Raw genomic sequence first — 17,674 nt, 5'->3', positions numbered from 1 at the left:
TTACAACCCTGAGAGGGATTGACGCATAGTGCTCGACGTCAACTTCTTCGACGAGCTCCGGATCGGTCTGGCCACCGCTGACGACATCCGTCAGTGGAGCCACGGCGAGGTCAAGAAGCCGGAGACCATCAACTACCGCACCCTGAAGCCCGAGAAGGACGGACTCTTCTGCGAGAAGATCTTCGGTCCGACCCGGGACTGGGAGTGCTACTGCGGCAAGTACAAGCGCGTCCGCTTCAAGGGCATCATCTGTGAGCGGTGTGGCGTCGAGGTCACCCGCGCCAAGGTGCGCCGTGAGCGGATGGGCCACATCGAGCTGGCCGCCCCCGTCACGCACATCTGGTACTTCAAGGGCGTTCCGTCGCGTCTGGGCTACCTGCTCGACCTCGCCCCGAAGGACCTGGAGAAGGTCATCTACTTCGCGGCGTACATGATCACGTACGTCGACGACGAGCGCCGTACGCGCGACCTGCCCTCGCTGGAGGCGCACGTCTCCGTCGAGCGCCAGCAGATCGAGAACCGCCGCGACTCCGACCTGGAGGCCCGCGCCAAGAAGCTCGAGTCCGACCTGGCCGAGCTCGAGGCCGAGGGTGCCAAGGCCGACGTGCGCCGCAAGGTGCGCGAGGGCGCCGAGCGCGAGATGAAGCAGCTCCGCGACCGCGCGCAGCGCGAGATCGACCGCCTCGACGAGGTCTGGAACCGCTTCAAGAACCTCAAGGTCCAGGACCTGGAGGGCGACGAGCTCCTCTACCGCGAGCTGCGTGACCGCTTCGGCACGTACTTCGACGGCTCGATGGGTGCCGCGGCGCTGCAGAAGCGCCTGGAGTCCTTCGACCTCGAGGAGGAGGCCGAGAAGCTCCGCGAGATCATCCGTACCGGCAAGGGCCAGAAGAAGACCCGTGCGCTCAAGCGCCTCAAGGTCGTCTCCGCGTTCCTGCAGACCGCGAACAGCCCCAAGGGCATGGTTCTCGACTGCGTGCCGGTCATCCCGCCGGACCTCCGTCCGATGGTGCAGCTCGACGGTGGCCGCTTCGCGACCTCCGACCTGAACGACCTGTACCGCCGTGTGATCAACCGCAACAACCGTCTGAAGCGTCTGCTCGACCTCGGTGCCCCCGAGATCATCGTGAACAACGAGAAGCGGATGCTCCAGGAGGCGGTCGACGCCCTCTTCGACAACGGCCGTCGTGGTCGCCCGGTCACGGGCCCCGGCAACCGTCCGCTGAAGTCCCTCAGCGACATGCTGAAGGGTAAGCAGGGTCGATTCCGTCAGAACCTGCTCGGCAAGCGTGTGGACTACTCCGCGCGTTCCGTCATCGTCGTCGGCCCGCAGCTCAAGCTGCACCAGTGCGGTCTGCCGAAGGCCATGGCGCTGGAGCTCTTCAAGCCGTTCGTGATGAAGCGCCTGGTCGACCTGAACCACGCGCAGAACATCAAGTCGGCCAAGCGGATGGTCGAGCGCGGCCGCACGGTCGTGTACGACGTCCTCGAAGAGGTCATCGCCGAGCACCCGGTCCTGCTGAACCGTGCTCCCACGCTGCACCGCCTCGGCATCCAGGCCTTCGAGCCGCAGCTGGTCGAGGGCAAGGCCATCCAGATCCACCCGCTCGTCTGCACCGCGTTCAACGCGGACTTCGACGGTGACCAGATGGCCGTCCACCTGCCGCTCTCCGCGGAGGCGCAGGCCGAGGCCCGCATCCTGATGCTGTCCTCGAACAACATCCTCAAGCCCGCCGACGGCCGTCCGGTGACGATGCCGACCCAGGACATGGTCCTCGGTCTGTTCTTCCTCACCACCGACGGCGAGCTGCGTGACGTCAAGGGCGAGGGCCGCGCGTTCGGCTCCACGGCCGAGGCGATCATGGCGTTCGACGCCGGCGAGCTGTCGCTGCAGTCGCAGATCGACATCCGCTTCCCGATCGGCACCGTTCCGCCGCGCGGCTGGGTTCCCCCGGTCGCCGAGGAGGGCGAGCCGGAGTGGCAGCAGGGTGACTCGTTCCGTCTGCGGACGACCCTGGGCCGCGCGCTCTTCAACGAGCTGCTGCCCGAGGACTACCCGTTCGTCGACTACTCGGTCGGCAAGAAGCAGCTCTCCGAGATCGTCAACGACCTCGCCGAGCGCTACCCCAAGGTCATCGTGGCGGCGACGCTCGACAACCTGAAGGCGGCCGGCTTCTACTGGGCCACCCGTTCCGGCGTCACCGTCGCCATCTCGGACGTCGTCGTCCCCGAGGCGAAGAAGGAGATCGTCGCCGGGTACGAGGCTCAGGACGAGAAGGTCCAGAAGCAGTACGAGCGCGGTCTGATCACCAAGGAAGAGCGCACGCAGGAGCTCATCGCGATCTGGACCAAGGCGACCAACGAGGTCGCCGAGGCGATGAACGCGAACTTCCCCAAGACCAACCCCATCTTCATGATGGTTGACTCGGGTGCCCGAGGAAACATGATGCAGATGCGGCAGATCGCCGGTATGCGTGGTCTGGTGTCGAACGCGAAGAACGAGACCATCCCGCGTCCGATCAAGGCCTCGTTCCGCGAGGGCCTCTCCGTGCTCGAGTACTTCATCTCGACCCACGGTGCCCGTAAGGGTCTCGCCGACACCGCCCTGCGTACCGCCGACTCGGGTTACCTGACCCGTCGTCTGGTGGACGTCTCGCAGGACGTGATCATCCGCGAGGAGGACTGTGGCACCGACCGCGGTCTGAAGCTGCGGATCGCGGCGAAGGACGAGGCCGGCGTGCTGCGCAAGGCCGAGGACGTCGAGACCAGCGTGTACGCGCGCTGCCTCGCCGAGGACGTCGTCGTCGACGGCAAGGTGCTGGCCCCGGCCGGTGTCGACCTCGGTGACGTGCTCATCGAGCAGCTCGTCAACGCGGGCGTCGAGGAGGTCAAGACCCGCTCGGTCCTGACCTGTGAGTCCGCCGTCGGCACCTGCGCCATGTGCTACGGCCGCTCGCTGGCCACCGGCAAGCTGGTCGACATCGGTGAGGCGGTCGGCATCATCGCCGCCCAGTCCATCGGTGAGCCCGGTACCCAGCTGACGATGCGTACCTTCCACACCGGTGGTGTGGCCGGTGACGACATCACCCAGGGTCTGCCGCGTGTCGTCGAGCTCTTCGAGGCCCGTCAGCCCAAGGGTGTCGCCCCGATCTCCGAGGCGGCCGGTCGCGTCCGCATCGAGGAGACCGAGAAGACCAAGAAGATCGTCGTCACCCCGGACGACGGCACCGACGAGACGGCCTACCCGATCTCGAAGCGTGCCCGTCTCCTGGTGGGCGAGGGCGACCACGTCGAGGTGGGCCAGAAGCTCACCGTGGGTGCCACCAACCCGCACGACGTGCTGCGCATCCTCGGCCAGCGCGCCGTCCAGGTCCACCTGGTCGGCGAGGTCCAGAAGGTCTACAACTCGCAGGGCGTGTCGATCCACGACAAGCACATCGAGATCATCATCCGGCAGATGCTGCGCCGCGTGACGATCATCGAGTCCGGTGACGCCGAGCTGCTGCCGGGCGAGCTCGTGGAGCGCTCGCGCTTCGAGCAGGAGAACCGTCGCGTGGTCCAGGAAGGCGGCCACCCGGCCTCCGGCCGTCCGCAGCTGATGGGTATCACCAAGGCCTCGCTGGCGACGGAGTCCTGGCTGTCGGCCGCCTCCTTCCAGGAGACGACCCGAGTTCTGACGGACGCGGCGATCAACGCCAAGTCCGACAGCCTCATCGGCCTCAAGGAGAACGTCATCATCGGTAAGCTCATCCCGGCCGGTACGGGTCTGTCCCGTTACCGCAACATCCGGGTCGAGCCGACCGAGGAGGCCAAGGCCGCGATGTACTCGGCCGTCGGCTACGACGACATCGACTACTCGCCGTTCGGCACCGGCTCCGGCCAGGCCGTTCCGCTGGAGGACTACGACTACGGTCCGTACAACCAGTAAGGCGCAACTGCGCGAAAGAAGGGCGGCACCCCGCGAGGGGTGCCGCCCTTCGGCGTGCTAGCGGGAGGCGAGCTCCCAGGCCGCGAGCAGCACTCCGGCGCCCGCCGTGAGCGCGGCCACCGAGGCCAGGGGCCAGCGGGCGCGCTCCAGGGCGTCGAGCCGGGACTCGTGGTCGGCGAGCTGCTTGTCGGTCTGGTCGCTGCGCTGGACGAGCAGCGCGAGGGAGCCGTCGACCCGGGCGAAGCCGGCCTCGAGGGTCCCGCGCAGCCGTTCCAGTTCGAGCGCCACCGCGACGGGGTCGTTCGGGTCAGGCTCGGTCATCGGCCGCCTCCGGGGTGACCCGCAGCCAGGACGGCAGCAGGGCCTGGAAGGCCGGGAAGGCCATGACCCGGGTGAGGGCGCCGGCGACGGCGAGGGCCCCCGCGACCCAGGGGAGGGTCTCGGGGACACCGGAGGCGTCGACGATCGCCGGCAGCACGACGGCGATGCCGACGGCGGTCTGCACGATCGTTCGGATCGTGCGCTTGGCGGCTTCGGACATGGGTGGTTCTCCTTGCGGTGAGCGTGGGGGAGCGGTGCGAGGGGGGAGCGGTTCCCGTACGGGGCGGGCTACCTCACGTACGGGACCTTGAGCGCGTTCCAGGAGGCGGCACCCGGCCAGCCGTCGGCGTCGGAGCCGCGGAAGCCGAGCTTGCGCTGCCAGGCGGCGTACGACTGGCGGTCGGCCTCGGACCAGCGCGGGCCCGGACCGACCTGGTAGCGGCCGCAGCCCTCGGCGACCAGCCGGCGGCCCATCGCGGTGACGATCGGGGAGCTCGGCGTGGTGCGGAAGAAGGCGGTGCCGGGGAAGGGCTGGTAGCGCGGCGCGGCCGGCTGGGCGGGCGCGGTCGGCTTCGCCGCGGGGGCCTTGCCGAGCCGCTTCTGCACCCGGTCGCGCATGCCCGGCATGCCGAAGCCGCGCGGGTCGTTCTTCCAGTCGGACCACTCGGAGTGGCCGATGACGGACCTGGCGCCCCAGCCGTGCGCACGGCAGAGCGCCGCCGACACCCGCTCGATGGCGTCGAGCTGCTCGGCCGGCCACGGGTCGCTGCCGTTGCCGAGGTTGACGCACTCGAAGCCGTAGAAGCGGGAGTTGCCGTCGACGGCGCCGGCGCTGCCCTGGTGCTCGCGCGGCAGCGGCGGCCGTACCCCGTACGTCTCGCTGATCACGGCCTGGAGGACGGACGGGTCGCCGCCGCCCGCGTGGTTGGCGCGGCCGGCGGAGACCAGGTGGACGGTGCCGTCCTTGGCGATGACACCGTGGCACAGCGGCCCGGGCAGTCCGGCGTAGCCGTCGTAGCAGAGGCCGACGGTGTGCTCGGTGCCGCTGGAGACGGTGTGGTGGATCATCACACCGACCACGGGCCCCCAGGCGCCGTGGCCGTTGCGGTTGTGGGTGCGCCAGCCGTCGTGCTCGACGACCTTGACGCCTTCGGCGCGGAGCGCGGCGACGAGCCGGTCCGCGGAGAGGGGGGCTGCCATGTGTGTCCTCCGGGCAGGGATTCCGGGCATGAGAAAACCCCGGCCGGTTCTCGTCGGCGCGGGGCGGGGCGGGGCGTACGGGACGGGGTGGGGGTTACGGCACGGGGGCGGGGTCCGGCGCCGGGGCGGCCGGGGCCCAGGTCGCGCAGAGCGCGGCGTAGGCGGCCCGGCGGGCCTCGAAGTCGGCGAGCGCGGCGGCGACGGCGCGCTGGACGGCGGTCGGGTCGGGGACGGCGGGGACGCCGTTCTGCGCGAGGACGGTGACCGTGCCGGAGCCGCGCAGGACGGCGTCGCCCGTGCCCTTCTCGGCGCACTCGGCGCTGACGTACACCGGCGGGTACTGCCCGGTGACCGGGTCGCGCTCCAGGCCGGAGCCGTAGCTGTTGTCGTAGACGCGGACGGTGAGGGTGTGGCCGTTCTCGGTGACCGTGGCGCGGCCCGCGTAGTCGATGGCCACGCCCCACGGCTGGGTGGGATCGGTGTTCATGAGGTGCTCCTCGTACGGTTCGGGTGGCCGGTCAGGTCTGGGTGCCGAACATCAGCACGGGCTGCGCGTAGACGGTGCCGCCGTTGGCGTAGGCCTGGATCTGGATGTCCATCGTCTGGCCGAACTTGGTCTTCATGTCGACGGGGAGCAGCCCGGTGTAGTCGTAAGTCGAGCCGGCGGTGACGGTGGGGCCGAACTGCTGTCCGTCGACCAGGACCTTGATCTGGCCGGTGGTGCTCGTGGAGGAGACGTCCGTGTGGATGGACAGGCGCAGCTTGGGCTGCCAGACCACGTTGAAGGACCGGGCGATGGTGACGAAGGAGGCGCTGGTGGTGGACGGCCACTTGGTCTTGTCGACGGGCTGCGGCGGGAGCAGCTGGAGCCAGGGCCGGGCGAGGCCGCCGGTCATGATGTCGTCGGCGAAGATCTCGTGGCCGTAGCCGTCGAAGATCCGGAACAGCGGCCGGTTGACGGTGACGCTGCCGCTCGGCGCGGCCGGGCGGATCTCGCTGACGGCCGGCCGCGTGTTGACGGCGGTGGACAGGGCCTTCAGCCGGCGTTCCATCTGGTTCAGCCGGTCGATGATGTCCTCGGGCAGCTGGGGCATCAGGCCTCCTCAAGGTAGAGCTCGGCGGTGTCGGGACGGCCGCGCTCCGGGGGAGTGACCTTGACGCCGATGATGCGGTAGCGGTGGTCGAGGCCTTCGGAGTACCACTCGTCCCGGATGCGGATGCGGGCGAAGCGGCCGATGAGGGCCGGCGGGACGATGCCGCCGAGGTGGATGCTGATCGCGGGGATCACGACGGCGCCCCGGGACTCGTCGAGCGTCCGCTTGGCGAGCGACTCGAGCGTGAGGGTGTCGGTGACCTCGTTGTGGTCCGAGGACAGGTCGAGCAGCGGCCAGCCGTCCGCGAGCAGATCGCTGGCGATCTGCTGCCGGGAGAAGATCGGCCGGGACTCCGTGCCCGCGTTGGTGTTGGTGGACGCGCCGCGTGCCAGCGCCGTGGTGCCGCCGCGGGTCGCGTCGTACGGGAAGGAGTAGGACAGGATGCTGCCGGGCCGGTCGAAGACCAGGTCCGCCGCACCGTTGATGATCTTGGGGGAGCCGAGCCGGAGCCGCCGGACCCGCTTGCCGTCGTTGGGGTCGCGGTAGACCAGGATCTGGTACTCGAAGCCCCCCTTCATCGAGGCGAGCTGGTCGAGTGCCTCCTGGTAGACGGTTTCGTCGCCCTCGCGCCAGGCGGCCGTCCGCATGGCGGTTTCCTTGTCGGGGGACTTCTCGTCGCCGAAGGTGATCCCGAGCCGGCGCGGCTCCTTCGCGGGCGCGTTCGGGTCCGCCGGGACCGTCGGGTCCTCGGGTGTCGGGTCCTCCTGGAGGTCGAGCTCCTGCCACAGCCGGCGGGCGATGTCGAGCTGGTCGGTGGGCGTGGTGAACTTGATGGCGTCCGTACGGATCCGGCGCCGACCGGCGTACGAGTCGAAGGTCGCCGCCTGGATGCCGAGGGTCAGCACCCCGCGCCCGCTGGACTGCAGGGTGGTGGTCCAGACGATGCCGCCCCACCACAGGTCGCCACCGCGCTCCAGGTAGACCGCGGTGCGGCCCTCGCGGACCTTCTTGACCCGGTCGGCGATCTCCTTGTCGGGGATCGGGATGGTGCCGGACAGCGAGCCGGCCTTGCCGATGTAGTCGTCGAAGGAGACGTCCCGCAGGGGCAGGATGTCGAGCGTCTGGTCGGTGAGCAGATCGCAGAAGATGGCCCGGTAGGGCGTGTCGATGGCCATGACGGGCCTCCTTACAGCACGTAGGTGGCGGTGATGCGGATGGGACGCGTCGAGGTCAGGACGCCGTTGGGCGTCCAGGTGCGCAGGATGACCTCGCCGGTGGAGAGCAGGGCGGCGCTGCCGGCGCCCACGCCGTCGGAGGCCGAGGTCTCCAGGTTGACGATCGTGCGCCAGCCGGTGGGCAGCGAGCAGACCGTCTCGTCGGTGATGTTGCCGCTGGCCGGGGCGGTGATGTCGGCGCCGGTCCGGGTCACGTTCACGTTGACGGTGGCGATGCCGCGGGTCCGGCGGGCGTAGAAGTACGTGACCGACCAGTTGGCCGCCGCGGTGGTGCCGGTCGCGATGGTCTCCACCTCGACCGGCGGCTGGTAGTTCACGAAGGCGGTGCCGTTCCAGCGCTGGAGCACACCGGAGCTGTCCCGGTACTGGCCGGTGTAGCTGCCGACCGAGATCGCTCCGCTGGGGGCGATGCCGCCGACGTCCTTGGGGTACGGGACCCAGGCGGTGCCGTCCCAGCGCTGGAGCTGGCGCGCGTTGTTGTTGTCCTGGTACTGGCCGGGGTACGAGCCCGGCACGGTGGCGTTGTTGTAGACCGGCAGGATGCCGCCGACACCGACGAGCGTGGTGCGCAGGTCGGTGAGGGCGGAGGCCCACGGGATGCCGCCGTTGCCCGCCGACGCGGCGGCGGGCACGCGCACCTGGAACAGCGTCAGGGAGGTGCCGGAGACCGTGGGCGGCTCCGGCACCGCCTTCGGCTGACCCGGGACGACCTCGACGGCGGCCTCGCTGCGCGTCTGGCCGTCGAACTCCGCGTCGTACACGCGCAGGACGACGAGGTCGATGCGCGGGTTGAGCGGGTCGCCGTCGCCGAAGGCGAGCGGCATGTCCGCGTCGAGGCACACGGGGTACGCGCCCTGGCCGCCCGGGCCCTGGAGGACGGCGCGGCCGCGGCCCAGGTTGGCCGTCATCGGGCCGCTCGAGTTCAGCGAGAAGCCGCCGACCCGGTAGGTGCCCTCCGGCGAGCCGGGCAGGATGCCGGAGCGGGACGTGAGCGGACCGGTCGGGGTGGTGGCGCCGACGTCGGTGAGGCGGGTGGTCACCCGGGTCTGACCGGTGGGCTGCAGCCAGCCGCTGCGCAAGGCCATGATGTCTCCTCTCAGAGGGGTGGACTGCCGGTCAGTACTGCGGGTCGACGCGGATGAAGGTGTTGTCGAATCCGGCCTTGACGCCGGCGGTGTTGGTGACGATCCGGAAGAAGGCCGTGAGGGTGTAGCTCGCGCCCGGGGTCAGACCGGACAGGCGCCGGGTGCTGGAGGCGGAGACGGAGTTGTCGCTCGCGGCGATCACCGCCCACTCGTCATCGAGGTCCTGGATCAGGGTCGTGCCCTGGGTGAGCCGGAGCGCCATGTACCCGTAGAGGTCGTTGCGGGACTTGATCCGGGAGCCGAAGGTGACGAGGACGCTCTTCGACGGAGGGGCGACGAAGGTGAGCGAGAACGGGTTGTTCGCGCGGCCGCCGAGCGTCGAGGTGTAGGTGCTCGACGCGGTGTCGCCGAAGTCGCTGTTGTCGCTGAAGTACGGCCCCGGCACGGCGGGCTTCCACGCGGTGCCGTCCCAGCGCTGCAGCAGGCCGTTGGAGTCGCGGTACTGGCCGACGTAGCTGCCCGCGATGTTGCCGGCGCTGGTCGGGACGATGCCGCCGACCGCCTCCGGGTAGGCCACCCACTTGCCGCCGTCCCAGCGCTGCAGCTGGTTGTTGGCGGTGTCCTGGTACTGGCCCGGGTAGCCGCCCGGCAGGATCTCGCCCTCCACGGGCAGGATGCCGCCGATCGAGACGACCGGGGTGCGCAGGTCCTTCAGGGCGGAGTTCCACGGGATGCCGCCGGTGCCCGCGCTGGCGTTGGCCGGGACGGCGATCTCGTACAGCTGCAGGGAACGCGGCGGCGCGACCGGGCGGTCCGGGCTGCCTGGTACGCCCTGGATGATCTCGACCTTCGCCTCCTGGCGGAGCTGGCCGTCGTACAGGTTGTCGTAGATCCGGATGACGAGCAGGTCCCGGCGGGGCTGGTCGGTGCCCGGGGCGACGTTGAGCACCACGGGGCTGGTGAGGGCCACCGGGTAGACGCCCTGGGAGATGTCGCCCTGGACGACGGCGCGGCCCTCGTGCACGGTCACCGACATGAGCGCCGTGCCCTCGGTCCAGAAGCCGGACAGGCGGTGGAGGCCGCCGTACGAGCCCGGCAGGATGCCGGAGCGGACCTGGACGGGGTTGACGGGTGTGGTCGCGCCGATCTGGTTGAGGCGGGTGTCCTCGCGGGTCTGGCCGGTCTCGGCGACCCAGCTGCTGCGCAGGTTCATGGGGTTCTCCGTTCGGGATTACGGGAGGGGCGGGAGCGGAAGGCGGGTGGGGCACCTGGCGTCGGGCGCGGGGTGCCGTGCGCGGGGCGCGGGGTGCTGGGCACCGGGCGCGCCCGCGCGGCGCTGGGCGCCGGGTCGTACGCGCCGTGGCGGGCGCCGGGTCAGGCCTTGACCCACTCGGCGTGCAGGGTGCAGCCGTAGCCGGAGCCGCCGAGCGTCTTCACGGCCGCGGTGTGCGACTGGTAGCCCTGGAGCTGGACGGTGGCACCGGCGGTGAGCTTCATCAGGCCCTGGCCGCCGACGGAGATGGCGCCGTTGCCGGCCGAAATCAGCCAGGTCAGCCGGGGCTGGTTGGTGCCGCCGACCAGGATGCGCGCGCCGCGCATGCCGGTCTGGGAGTCGTTCGCCCAGGTGACGTGGCCGCCGAGGCGCCAATAGCCGGTGCGCGGGATGACGTAGGTGTTGTTGGTGCTGTTCCACCCGGCGGCGTCGTCCATCTCGACGGTCGGCAGGCTGATCGCGGTCCAGGTGTTGGACGGCACGCTCTGCTGCTGGGTCGACAGGTACTGGGTGGCGCCGAACAGGATCTTCGCCGCGCCCTCGGTGTACTGCCAGGCCGAGCCGTCCCAGCGCTGCAGGCCCGTGGAGCTGTCGCGGTACTGGCCGGCGTAGCCGCCGGAGGTCGTCCCGCTGGGAGCGATGCCTCCGATTGCCTTCGGGTACGAGACCCAGGTGGCGCCGTCCCAGCGCTGCAGCACGCTGCCGGCATCGCGGTACTGGCCGGCGTACGCGCCCTTGAAACCGCTGGTGGGCAGGATGCCGCCGAGCGCGACGACCGGCCAGTGCTGGGCCGTCACGTTGGTGCCGGCACCGGTCCAGACGATGCCGCCGGTGCCGGCGGAGGTGCCCTTCTTCACCGTGACGGTGTAGAGCGGCAGCGTGCTGCCGTCCGGGCTCACCGGCGCGGCCGGAACGGCGGCGGGCGTGCCCTTGACCAGGCGGATCTTGGCCTCGGTGACGCCGGTCTTGTCGTACTGGTCGTCCAGGACGACCAGTTCGATCAGGTCGATCCGGTCGTACTGGGCGTTGCCGTCCTCGACGGTCAGCGTCTCGGGCGCGGTGACGGCCACCAGGTAGGCGCCCTGGCTGGTGTCCTTGCCCTGGACGATCGCGCGGCCGGTGCCGATGGTGCACTGCATCGGCGACGCGCTGGTGAGCAGGAAGCCGCCCGGCAGGATGCCCGGGCGGGAGCGCAGCGGGGTCTCGTCGGCGCTCTGTCCGCTGGGCGTGAGCAGGGCGGCGAGCGTGAGGCGGGTGTCCTCGCGGGTCTGGCCCGTGGACTGGAGCCAGGCGGCCCGTACGGTCATGGTTCTTACCTCTCGGTGGGAAGCGGAGGGAACGGGGGTGACGGGGTCACGGGGTCACGGGGCCGCGGCGTCGCGGCGTCGCGGCGTCAGGTCGTGGGTTCACCTGTTCGCCCGGTCAGGTCACCACTCGGCGCTGCGCCAGGAGACGGTCATCTGGGCCTCCGGGGCCGCCGAGTCGGGGCGGAAGGACAGCTCGGTGCGGCCGGGGTCGAGCGTGAACAGCTCCTCCGGGCTGGAGTCCGCCATCGCGGTGTGGCGGCGGGAGGCGGTGTTGTTGAGCATCACCGTGCCGTTGGCGGTGTCCACGGTCAGCTGGTCGCCGGCGGTCAGGTCGATCGCGTACCGGAGCCGGCGCCGGCTGGTGCGGTCGGTGATGCTCGGCATGGAGCACGGGCCGCGGAAGGTGATCACCGGGTGGGTGGACGCCGAGCCGGTGTTCTCGGCGACGGCGTCACCGGTGGAGGTGGCCTTGCCCCAGTCGAGCGGCCAGGTCAGCGGCCAGGTCAGACCGGACTCGGGCTGCGGGGCGCCGGTGGTCACGGACTGCTCGTTGACGGCGTAGCGGCGCGGGTCGGAGGCCAGCCACTGGATGGACATCTTCGAGCTGCCCTGGGTGGCGAAGCCCTGGTCGGCCGGGACGACGCGCTGGGCGATCCGGGCGCGCACGGCGAGCAGTTCGCCGTGCAGCCGGACGGTGAGCCAGCGCTCCTGGTCGAGCAGCGCGAGCGCCTGGCGCAGGGCGCGCAGGGCCTCGGGGACGCCGTCGTACTCCGGCATCAGGACGACGGTGCCGCCGATCTTGCGCGGCTTGGCGTAACGGGAGCCGGGCCAGGCGCCGTGCGAGGTGGGCCGCTCGGCGTCGGAGGAGTCGTACTCGGGCAGGTCCTCCCAGCCCTGGAGGCCGCTCCGGTCGACGGAGAACGGGGTTCCGGGGCCGATGAGAAGCCCGGCCCACTGGATCTGCCCGTCCTGGGTGATCAGTGAGCCGGGCGCGAGGTCTGCGGTGAAGCCGTTGTTTCCGGCGTATGCGGTTGTGGTCTCGGCCATGGGGCCGTCACCTCACTTCTGAGGGGGTGTCGGGTGAGCGGGCGTCGGTGCGCGGGGCTCGGCGGCGGGCGGGCCGTCGGGTGGCCGGGTGGCCGGTGGCCGCGGTCGGGCCGTCGGGCGGTTCTGCCGTCAGGCGTGGGCGCGCGCGAGGAAGAGCAGGTCCTCGGCGGTCGCCCGCGGGCCGGCGCCCGGCTCCTCGTGGAAGTCCCGGATGCGGTGCGGCTGCCGGGGGGCCTCGGTGATCGCCGGGACCCTGCGGGTCTCCAGGACGGTGAGCGGGTCGATGCGCCAGCCTTCGGTGGAGCCGGGGAAGACGACACCGCCCTCGGCGAGCATCGGGATCTTGTCGATGTCGACGCCGAACTTCTTGCCGAGGATGTTGACGCTCAGTTTGTTGAGGCCGTCGATGATCCAGTTGGCGAAGGCGATGAGGCCGTTGATGGGGCCTTTGACGACGCCGAGCACGGCACTCAGGGCGCCCTTGATCAGCTCGCCCATGCCGCGCAGGGCCTTGGCCACGGCGTCCTTCGCGTGCCGGAAGAAGCCGGGGATCTTGTCCGTGATGAAGGTCAGGATCGGCTTCACCGCGCTCTTGATGGCGCCCATGGTGCGGGAGGCGATCCCGCGCATGGCGTTGGCGGCGGAGCTGACGGCGCTGCCGATCTTCCTGATGCCGTCGATGGCGGCGCCGATGCCTCTCAACGCGGCCCTGAACAGGGCCAGATACGCCTTGAAGTAGGTCCCGACGGCCTTGCCGATGAGCTTGATGACCGGCTGCAGGAACTTCCAGACGGACTGGAAGCCCTTCAGCGCCGCCTGGAAGACCTGCTTCATGATCTTCTGGCCGGTCTCGGTCTGCATCGCGTACTCGATGAACCAGGCGGCCACGGGGACGAGGATGCCGACGAGGAAGCCGATCGGGTTGGCGCGCATGGCGAGGTTGACGCCGGTCATGGCGACGGAGGCGACGGTCATGACGGTGCCGAAGGTGCCCATCAGGCCGGTGATGACGTCGGTGATGGGGAGCAGCGGCACGAGGATGGCGAGGATGCCGCCCACGCCGGTGGCGAGTTTGCCGAATTTCGACTGGGCCTTGCGGGCCTTGTCGCCGAAGGACTTGACGCCCTTGGCCGCACGCGACTGGCTGATCTTCGCCACGCCGGTGGCAGCGGATCCGGCGTTCTGACCGAAGGTGCTTACGGAGCCCGCGGCCGTTCTGGCGCCGTCCCTGATGCGGTCGACACCGGCGGCGGCGCGCCGCACCGCGCCGAGTACCCGCTGTACCGAGTCCGCGGCCTGGCGTGCTCCACCAGCCAGGGCGCTGAAACCGGGTCTCGATCCGGCGAGCGGATTGAGGGCCAGGGCACTCATCCGCGTGCCTTCGCCAGGTACATCAGAGCGTCCGCCGTGGACTGCGGGTCACTGCCGCGGGCCGCGTGGTAGTGCTCGATGTGCAGCCCTGCCCCCACGCCCTTGCCGCCCCGCATCTGCGCCTGCATGCGAGCGCGGCGGGCGGTCATGGCGAGCAGACGGTCCAGCTTGGACAGCGGCAGCACGGCCTCGGCCTCGCCGGCCTCGGCGAGGATCGCCGGGACACCGCCGGTGCGCGGCATGACAACACCACCGGTGGCGAGCATGGGGATGGTCGGGATGTTGACGCCGAAGGTCTTGCCGCCGACGATCGGCACCCAGCCGGGGACGCTGACCTTGACGCCGTTGACGGCGCGGATCATCCGGTTGATCAGGCCGATGACGGCGTTGATCGGGCCGGACACACCGCTCTTGATGCCCTCGAAGGCCCGGGACGCGATGTCCTTGAGGCCGTTCCAGATGGAGGACATCTTGTCCTTGACGGCCCGGAAGGCGTTCGGGATCGCGGTCTTGATCCAGTTCACCACCGGGGTGATGACGGCCTTGATGCCCCTCCAGACGGCGCCGACGACCGTCTTGATCGCCTTCATGACCGTGGTGATGACCGTCTTCCAGATCTTCACGTAGGTCTTGATGACGGTGGCTACCGCCTTGACGACGGTGGAGATGGCCTTCTTGATGCCGTTCCAGACCGTCTTGATCAGCTGGCCAGCCTTCTTCATGATCGGGCCGACGGCCTTCATGACCGAGCTGATCACGGTCTTGATGGCACTGAAGGCCTTCTTCATGATCTTCTGCATGGTCTTCGAGCGGGTCGCCATCTCGACGACCTTCTCGATGAGCGGCATGAAGAGTTCGATCAGGCGGGCGAGGAAGTTGCCCTTCATGGACTTGTTGAGCTTGTCCTGGCCCTTGGCGGCCTTACCGGCACCGGACTCGTACTTGCCGAGCTTGCCGCCGGCGGACTGGCCGGTCTGGCCGGCCTTGGCCATGGAGCGCTCGGCCTGGTCGGAAGCGGTCTTGAGGTTCTTGAGCTCCTTGGCGGACCCCTGGGCAGCGCCCTTGATGCCGCTGATGTTCCTGCCGGCCGACGAGGCGCGCTGACCGAGGGTCTGCGTGGCGCGTTCGGCGTTGGACGTGGCCGATCTGAACTGCTGCAGGGATCCGTTGGCGTTCTTCAGTGAACTGACGAGGGACATGGCTGTCCACCTCTGCTACTGGATGGGGATGTTGTGGGGCGGAGGTCAGGACAGGGCCTGGGCGAGCAGGTCGACGCGGCGCTGGAGCAGCGTGACCTGGTCGGTCGTGCCCTGCAGCGCGGGGTTGGACTCCATGTGACGGATCTGCTGGCGCGAAGTGTTGCTTCGGGTGGTGAGCCGTCCGACCTTCTTCTCCAGCACACTGATGCGCTTGTTGGAGTTCCCGATCTTCGTGTGCGCGCTCACGACGAGGTCCTGGAGGCGCCGGATGGCGTACTCGGGAGACTCGCGCTCCCGCTTGCGGAGCTCCTGCTCCGACAGCTTCCACAGGACGCCCCACCTATTGCGCTCGAAGCCCTTCTTCTTGAACCAGGCTTCGATCGCCGGGTCGAAGTTGAGGAAGGGCATGATCTCGAACTTGAAGAGCGCGCCTCCGATCTGCGCGAACGCGCCGGCGGTCAGGAGCGCCAGGAATTCCGGTGTCTTGATCCAGTCGAAGAGCTTGGTCTCGGTCGCCTGCGTGACGTGGGCCTTCGTCCAGGTCTTGGTGGCGAACTGGGCGTCGCCCGTCGTCGACGTGAGGGCGCCCTTGCTGATGTCCGCGGTCTTGGCCGTGCCCTTGAGGACGTAATCCTCATTCTTCGGATCAAGGGCCGCCTGTAGGTTTCCCACGTCAGTGGTCAACTGCTCAAGGCTTTTCGCCATCGGGCCTCCTTCGGTTCTGAGCGCCTTTCGGCACTCGGCAGGCATGCGAGAAGCCCCTGCCGAAAAGGGCAGGGGCTTCTCGCATGCGGTTCGGTGTGTCGGCGGGCCGGGATCGGATCCTGTCGGGTCAGCGTGAGGCGCGCTCGCTTCCGCGCGGGTCGGCGAACCCGCGCCTGACGGCGACGAGGACCACCACCACTCCGGCGAGGGCCATCGAACCCGCGGCGATCCAGTGCCGGAGTTCCTGCCCGAGGACGAGGACCGAGGCGGCGCCGACCGCAAGGCCGGCAGCGGGAAGCAGTGCGGTCTTCCAGCCTGGTACGCGCCGACCCGCGAGGGTCAGCGTGGAGCCCAGAGCGACTACGGCCCCGCCGAACAAGGCGTAGGTATAGCGCTGACCTCCGTCGGGTAGGCCGTAGCGCCCCCGGGCATGCTGCTCGAGACCCAGGTCGACGGCTCCGCCGACTGCCCAGAAGAACGCGCTGAACGCGATCGCACCAACAGCAGCGATCCACCACGGATGTCTCACGCCGGCATCCTACGAAGCGCTACGGAACTCGGCCAGGGCGTCGTTCCAGCCCGCCTTGTACGCGCGGATCTCGCGAGCCGCGACCTCGGCGTCGAGGGTGGCGAGCAGTGCGCGCTTGTCGAGGGGACCGGGGCCTTGGAGCAACGCGTCGAGGCGGTCGTGGAGCGTGCTCTCGGTGCGGCTTCCCCCGGTCTGAGACGTCATGGTGCCCTGCCTTCCGGCTGTCGAACTGGTGTGCGAAGCATTCTCGAACATTGGTTCGAACTTGTCGAGCGAGAACCCCCTGACGGCGTGTCTTCTCGTCAGGTTCGCGCAGGGGTTGATCCTCTATCGGAGCGTGTGTTCGACCGGGGTACTCTGGAAGACGCGTTCCCCGGGCCTGACACATTCGGGGAACAGGGAGGGGGCGCGAGGGGCGCGCGGGGGAACCCCAGGGGGTTTGGAAGGCAGTGCTGACGCATGGACACCGAGCCGGGCGGTAACCGGCGGGAGCGAGTCATCGACTGGCTCGAGTCCCATCCGGACCTGCCCCATCTCTTCGCACGACTGGCGGAGCTCGTCCACGTCACCGGGTACGCCCCCGAGGACCTCGTCGTGATGCCCCGCGCCGAGGTGGACCGCCGCGAGACCGCCGCCTTCACCGCCGGCTGGGCCGAAGCCGTCTCCGACGAACTGCCGCGCATCCGCCGCGAGTACGAGAAGCGCGTGGCCGACGCCTACGCTCAGGGCCAGGGTGACGCGCGTGGAATCCGGCGACCCCAGCGGCGTACGGATGCGAACGTGAACCCGGACGGCGCCCGGGTCATCCCGCTGCCCTTCGCCCGGCTCCTCGAACCACCGGCCGTGGTCGTGCAGGCCGAGGAGCGCGTGCGCCGGGAGCGCGAGATGTTCGAGCAGCGGTCCGAGCACACGTACGCGGCGGAGCCCGAACCCGCGGCCGTACCGGAACGCGAGACGGAGCCGGCGCCGGAACGGCAACCCGAACCCGAATCCGCCGCCGAACCCGAGGCGGACGTCCTGCTGACCGCCCAGGAGAGCCGCGCCCGCCGGAACGTCCAGCCGGTGCGGAAGGTCGTCCGCGGCAAGGGCGGCCGCCCCATCGTGCCGCCGCTCGACGGCGTCCCCGTACAGCCCGGCGCCGGCCAGGACCGCCGTGGCGCCGAGACCGGCGAGCCGGACGCGCGCGCGGGCGCGCGTGGGCGTCGGCTCTCCGAACGGGCCAGGGCCCTGGAGGAGGAGCTGGCCGCCGAGCGAGCACAGGAAGCGCCCCCGGAGGCCCGTTCCCTGCGGGGAAGGGGTCCCGGGGGTAGGGGGGGGGTTTGGAAGGACTCAACACAAAAACAAGGAAGGGACCAAGGGGAAGACCACCCTTTCTCTCTT

At 69.9% G+C, this 17,674-nt stretch carries 16 protein-coding genes and 1 pseudogene; 2 read left to right on the top strand and 15 right to left on the bottom strand.

Features of this window, described 5'->3' with window-relative positions:
* Positions 1 to 28: 28 nt before the first annotated feature.
* The gene (locus ACFWJO_RS08480; protein WP_384411977.1) at positions 29 to 3,928 is read left to right on the top strand and encodes a DNA-directed RNA polymerase subunit beta'; all 3,900 of its coding nucleotides are present in this window, start codon (positions 29 to 31) and stop codon (positions 3,926 to 3,928) included.
* 57 nt (positions 3,929 to 3,985) lie between these two features.
* On the opposite strand, the gene ACFWJO_RS08475 is transcribed toward ACFWJO_RS08480, so the two are convergent.
* From ACFWJO_RS08475 to ACFWJO_RS08405, 15 genes are all read right to left on the bottom strand, one after another.
* Positions 3,986 to 4,249, bottom strand: coding sequence for a hypothetical protein (locus ACFWJO_RS08475; RefSeq protein WP_384411975.1), 264 nt, complete (start codon positions 4,247 to 4,249; stop codon positions 3,986 to 3,988).
* Entirely contained in the window at positions 4,236 to 4,469 is a 234-nt protein-coding gene (locus tag ACFWJO_RS08470) for a hypothetical protein (protein ID WP_386864001.1), read from the bottom strand. The genes ACFWJO_RS08475 and ACFWJO_RS08470 overlap by 14 nt, the downstream gene beginning before the upstream one ends.
* A gap of 68 nt (positions 4,470 to 4,537) precedes the next feature.
* Positions 4,538 to 5,449 (bottom strand): peptidoglycan-binding protein, encoded by a 912-nt coding sequence (locus tag ACFWJO_RS08465; RefSeq protein WP_386864000.1) that lies wholly within the window; start codon positions 5,447 to 5,449, stop codon positions 4,538 to 4,540.
* A gap of 94 nt (positions 5,450 to 5,543) precedes the next feature.
* A complete protein-coding gene (locus ACFWJO_RS08460) occupies positions 5,544 to 5,936 on the bottom strand; it encodes an ATP-binding protein (protein ID WP_386863999.1) in 393 nt (130 codons plus the stop codon).
* A 31-nt stretch (positions 5,937 to 5,967) separates the two neighbouring features.
* Positions 5,968 to 6,543 (bottom strand): hypothetical protein, encoded by a 576-nt coding sequence (locus ACFWJO_RS08455; protein ID WP_386863998.1) that lies wholly within the window; start codon positions 6,541 to 6,543, stop codon positions 5,968 to 5,970.
* Positions 6,543 to 7,718: a hypothetical protein gene (locus ACFWJO_RS08450; RefSeq protein ID WP_386863997.1), complete on the bottom strand. Its 1,176-nt coding sequence runs from the start codon at positions 7,716 to 7,718 to the stop codon at positions 6,543 to 6,545. The genes ACFWJO_RS08455 and ACFWJO_RS08450 overlap by 1 nt, the downstream gene beginning before the upstream one ends.
* 11 nt (positions 7,719 to 7,729) lie before the next feature.
* Positions 7,730 to 8,863 carry a hypothetical protein gene (locus ACFWJO_RS08445; protein WP_386863996.1) on the bottom strand — a complete coding sequence of 378 codons (1,134 nt, stop codon included), beginning with the start codon at positions 8,861 to 8,863 and terminating at the stop codon, positions 7,730 to 7,732.
* Positions 8,864 to 8,894: 31 nt separating this feature from the next.
* Complete coding sequence (locus ACFWJO_RS08440) at positions 8,895 to 10,076, bottom strand: hypothetical protein (protein WP_386863995.1); 1,182 nt, start codon at positions 10,074 to 10,076, stop codon at positions 8,895 to 8,897.
* Between the two features lie 161 nt (positions 10,077 to 10,237).
* On the bottom strand, positions 10,238 to 11,443 hold the full coding sequence (locus ACFWJO_RS08435; protein ID WP_386863994.1) for a hypothetical protein: 1,206 nt from the start codon (positions 11,441 to 11,443) through the stop codon (positions 10,238 to 10,240).
* Positions 11,444 to 11,563: 120 nt separating this feature from the next.
* A complete protein-coding gene (locus ACFWJO_RS08430) occupies positions 11,564 to 12,490 on the bottom strand; it encodes a phage distal tail protein (RefSeq protein ID WP_386863993.1) in 927 nt (308 codons plus the stop codon).
* Positions 12,491 to 12,619: 129 nt separating this feature from the next.
* The gene (locus tag ACFWJO_RS08425) at positions 12,620 to 13,861 is read right to left on the bottom strand and encodes a tape-measure protein (RefSeq protein WP_386863992.1); all 1,242 of its coding nucleotides are present in this window, start codon (positions 13,859 to 13,861) and stop codon (positions 12,620 to 12,622) included.
* Positions 13,858 to 15,060 (bottom strand): phage tail protein, encoded by a 1,203-nt coding sequence (locus ACFWJO_RS08420; RefSeq protein ID WP_386863991.1) that lies wholly within the window; start codon positions 15,058 to 15,060, stop codon positions 13,858 to 13,860. The genes ACFWJO_RS08425 and ACFWJO_RS08420 overlap by 4 nt, the downstream gene beginning before the upstream one ends.
* A 45-nt stretch (positions 15,061 to 15,105) precedes the next feature.
* On the bottom strand, positions 15,106 to 15,765 hold the full coding sequence (locus tag ACFWJO_RS08415) for a hypothetical protein (RefSeq protein WP_386863990.1): 660 nt from the start codon (positions 15,763 to 15,765) through the stop codon (positions 15,106 to 15,108).
* A 127-nt stretch (positions 15,766 to 15,892) separates the two neighbouring features.
* Positions 15,893 to 16,294 carry a hypothetical protein gene (locus tag ACFWJO_RS08410; protein WP_386863989.1) on the bottom strand — a complete coding sequence of 134 codons (402 nt, stop codon included), beginning with the start codon at positions 16,292 to 16,294 and terminating at the stop codon, positions 15,893 to 15,895.
* Between the two features lie 9 nt (positions 16,295 to 16,303).
* Positions 16,304 to 16,498: a hypothetical protein gene (locus ACFWJO_RS08405; RefSeq protein ID WP_386863988.1), complete on the bottom strand. Its 195-nt coding sequence runs from the start codon at positions 16,496 to 16,498 to the stop codon at positions 16,304 to 16,306.
* Positions 16,499 to 16,753: 255 nt separating this feature from the next.
* Here ACFWJO_RS08405 and ACFWJO_RS08400 point away from each other — a divergent pair.
* Positions 16,754 to 17,674 (top strand): annotated as a pseudogene (locus tag ACFWJO_RS08400) (hypothetical protein); the annotation flags it as partial.

Source organism: Streptomyces sp. NPDC127092, from assembly GCF_042722475.1.
In the GTDB taxonomy this organism is placed as follows: domain Bacteria; phylum Actinomycetota; class Actinomycetes; order Streptomycetales; family Streptomycetaceae; genus Streptomyces.
The sequence above is the reverse complement of the archived record's forward strand: the minus strand, read 5'-3'. Positions and strand labels throughout refer to the sequence as shown.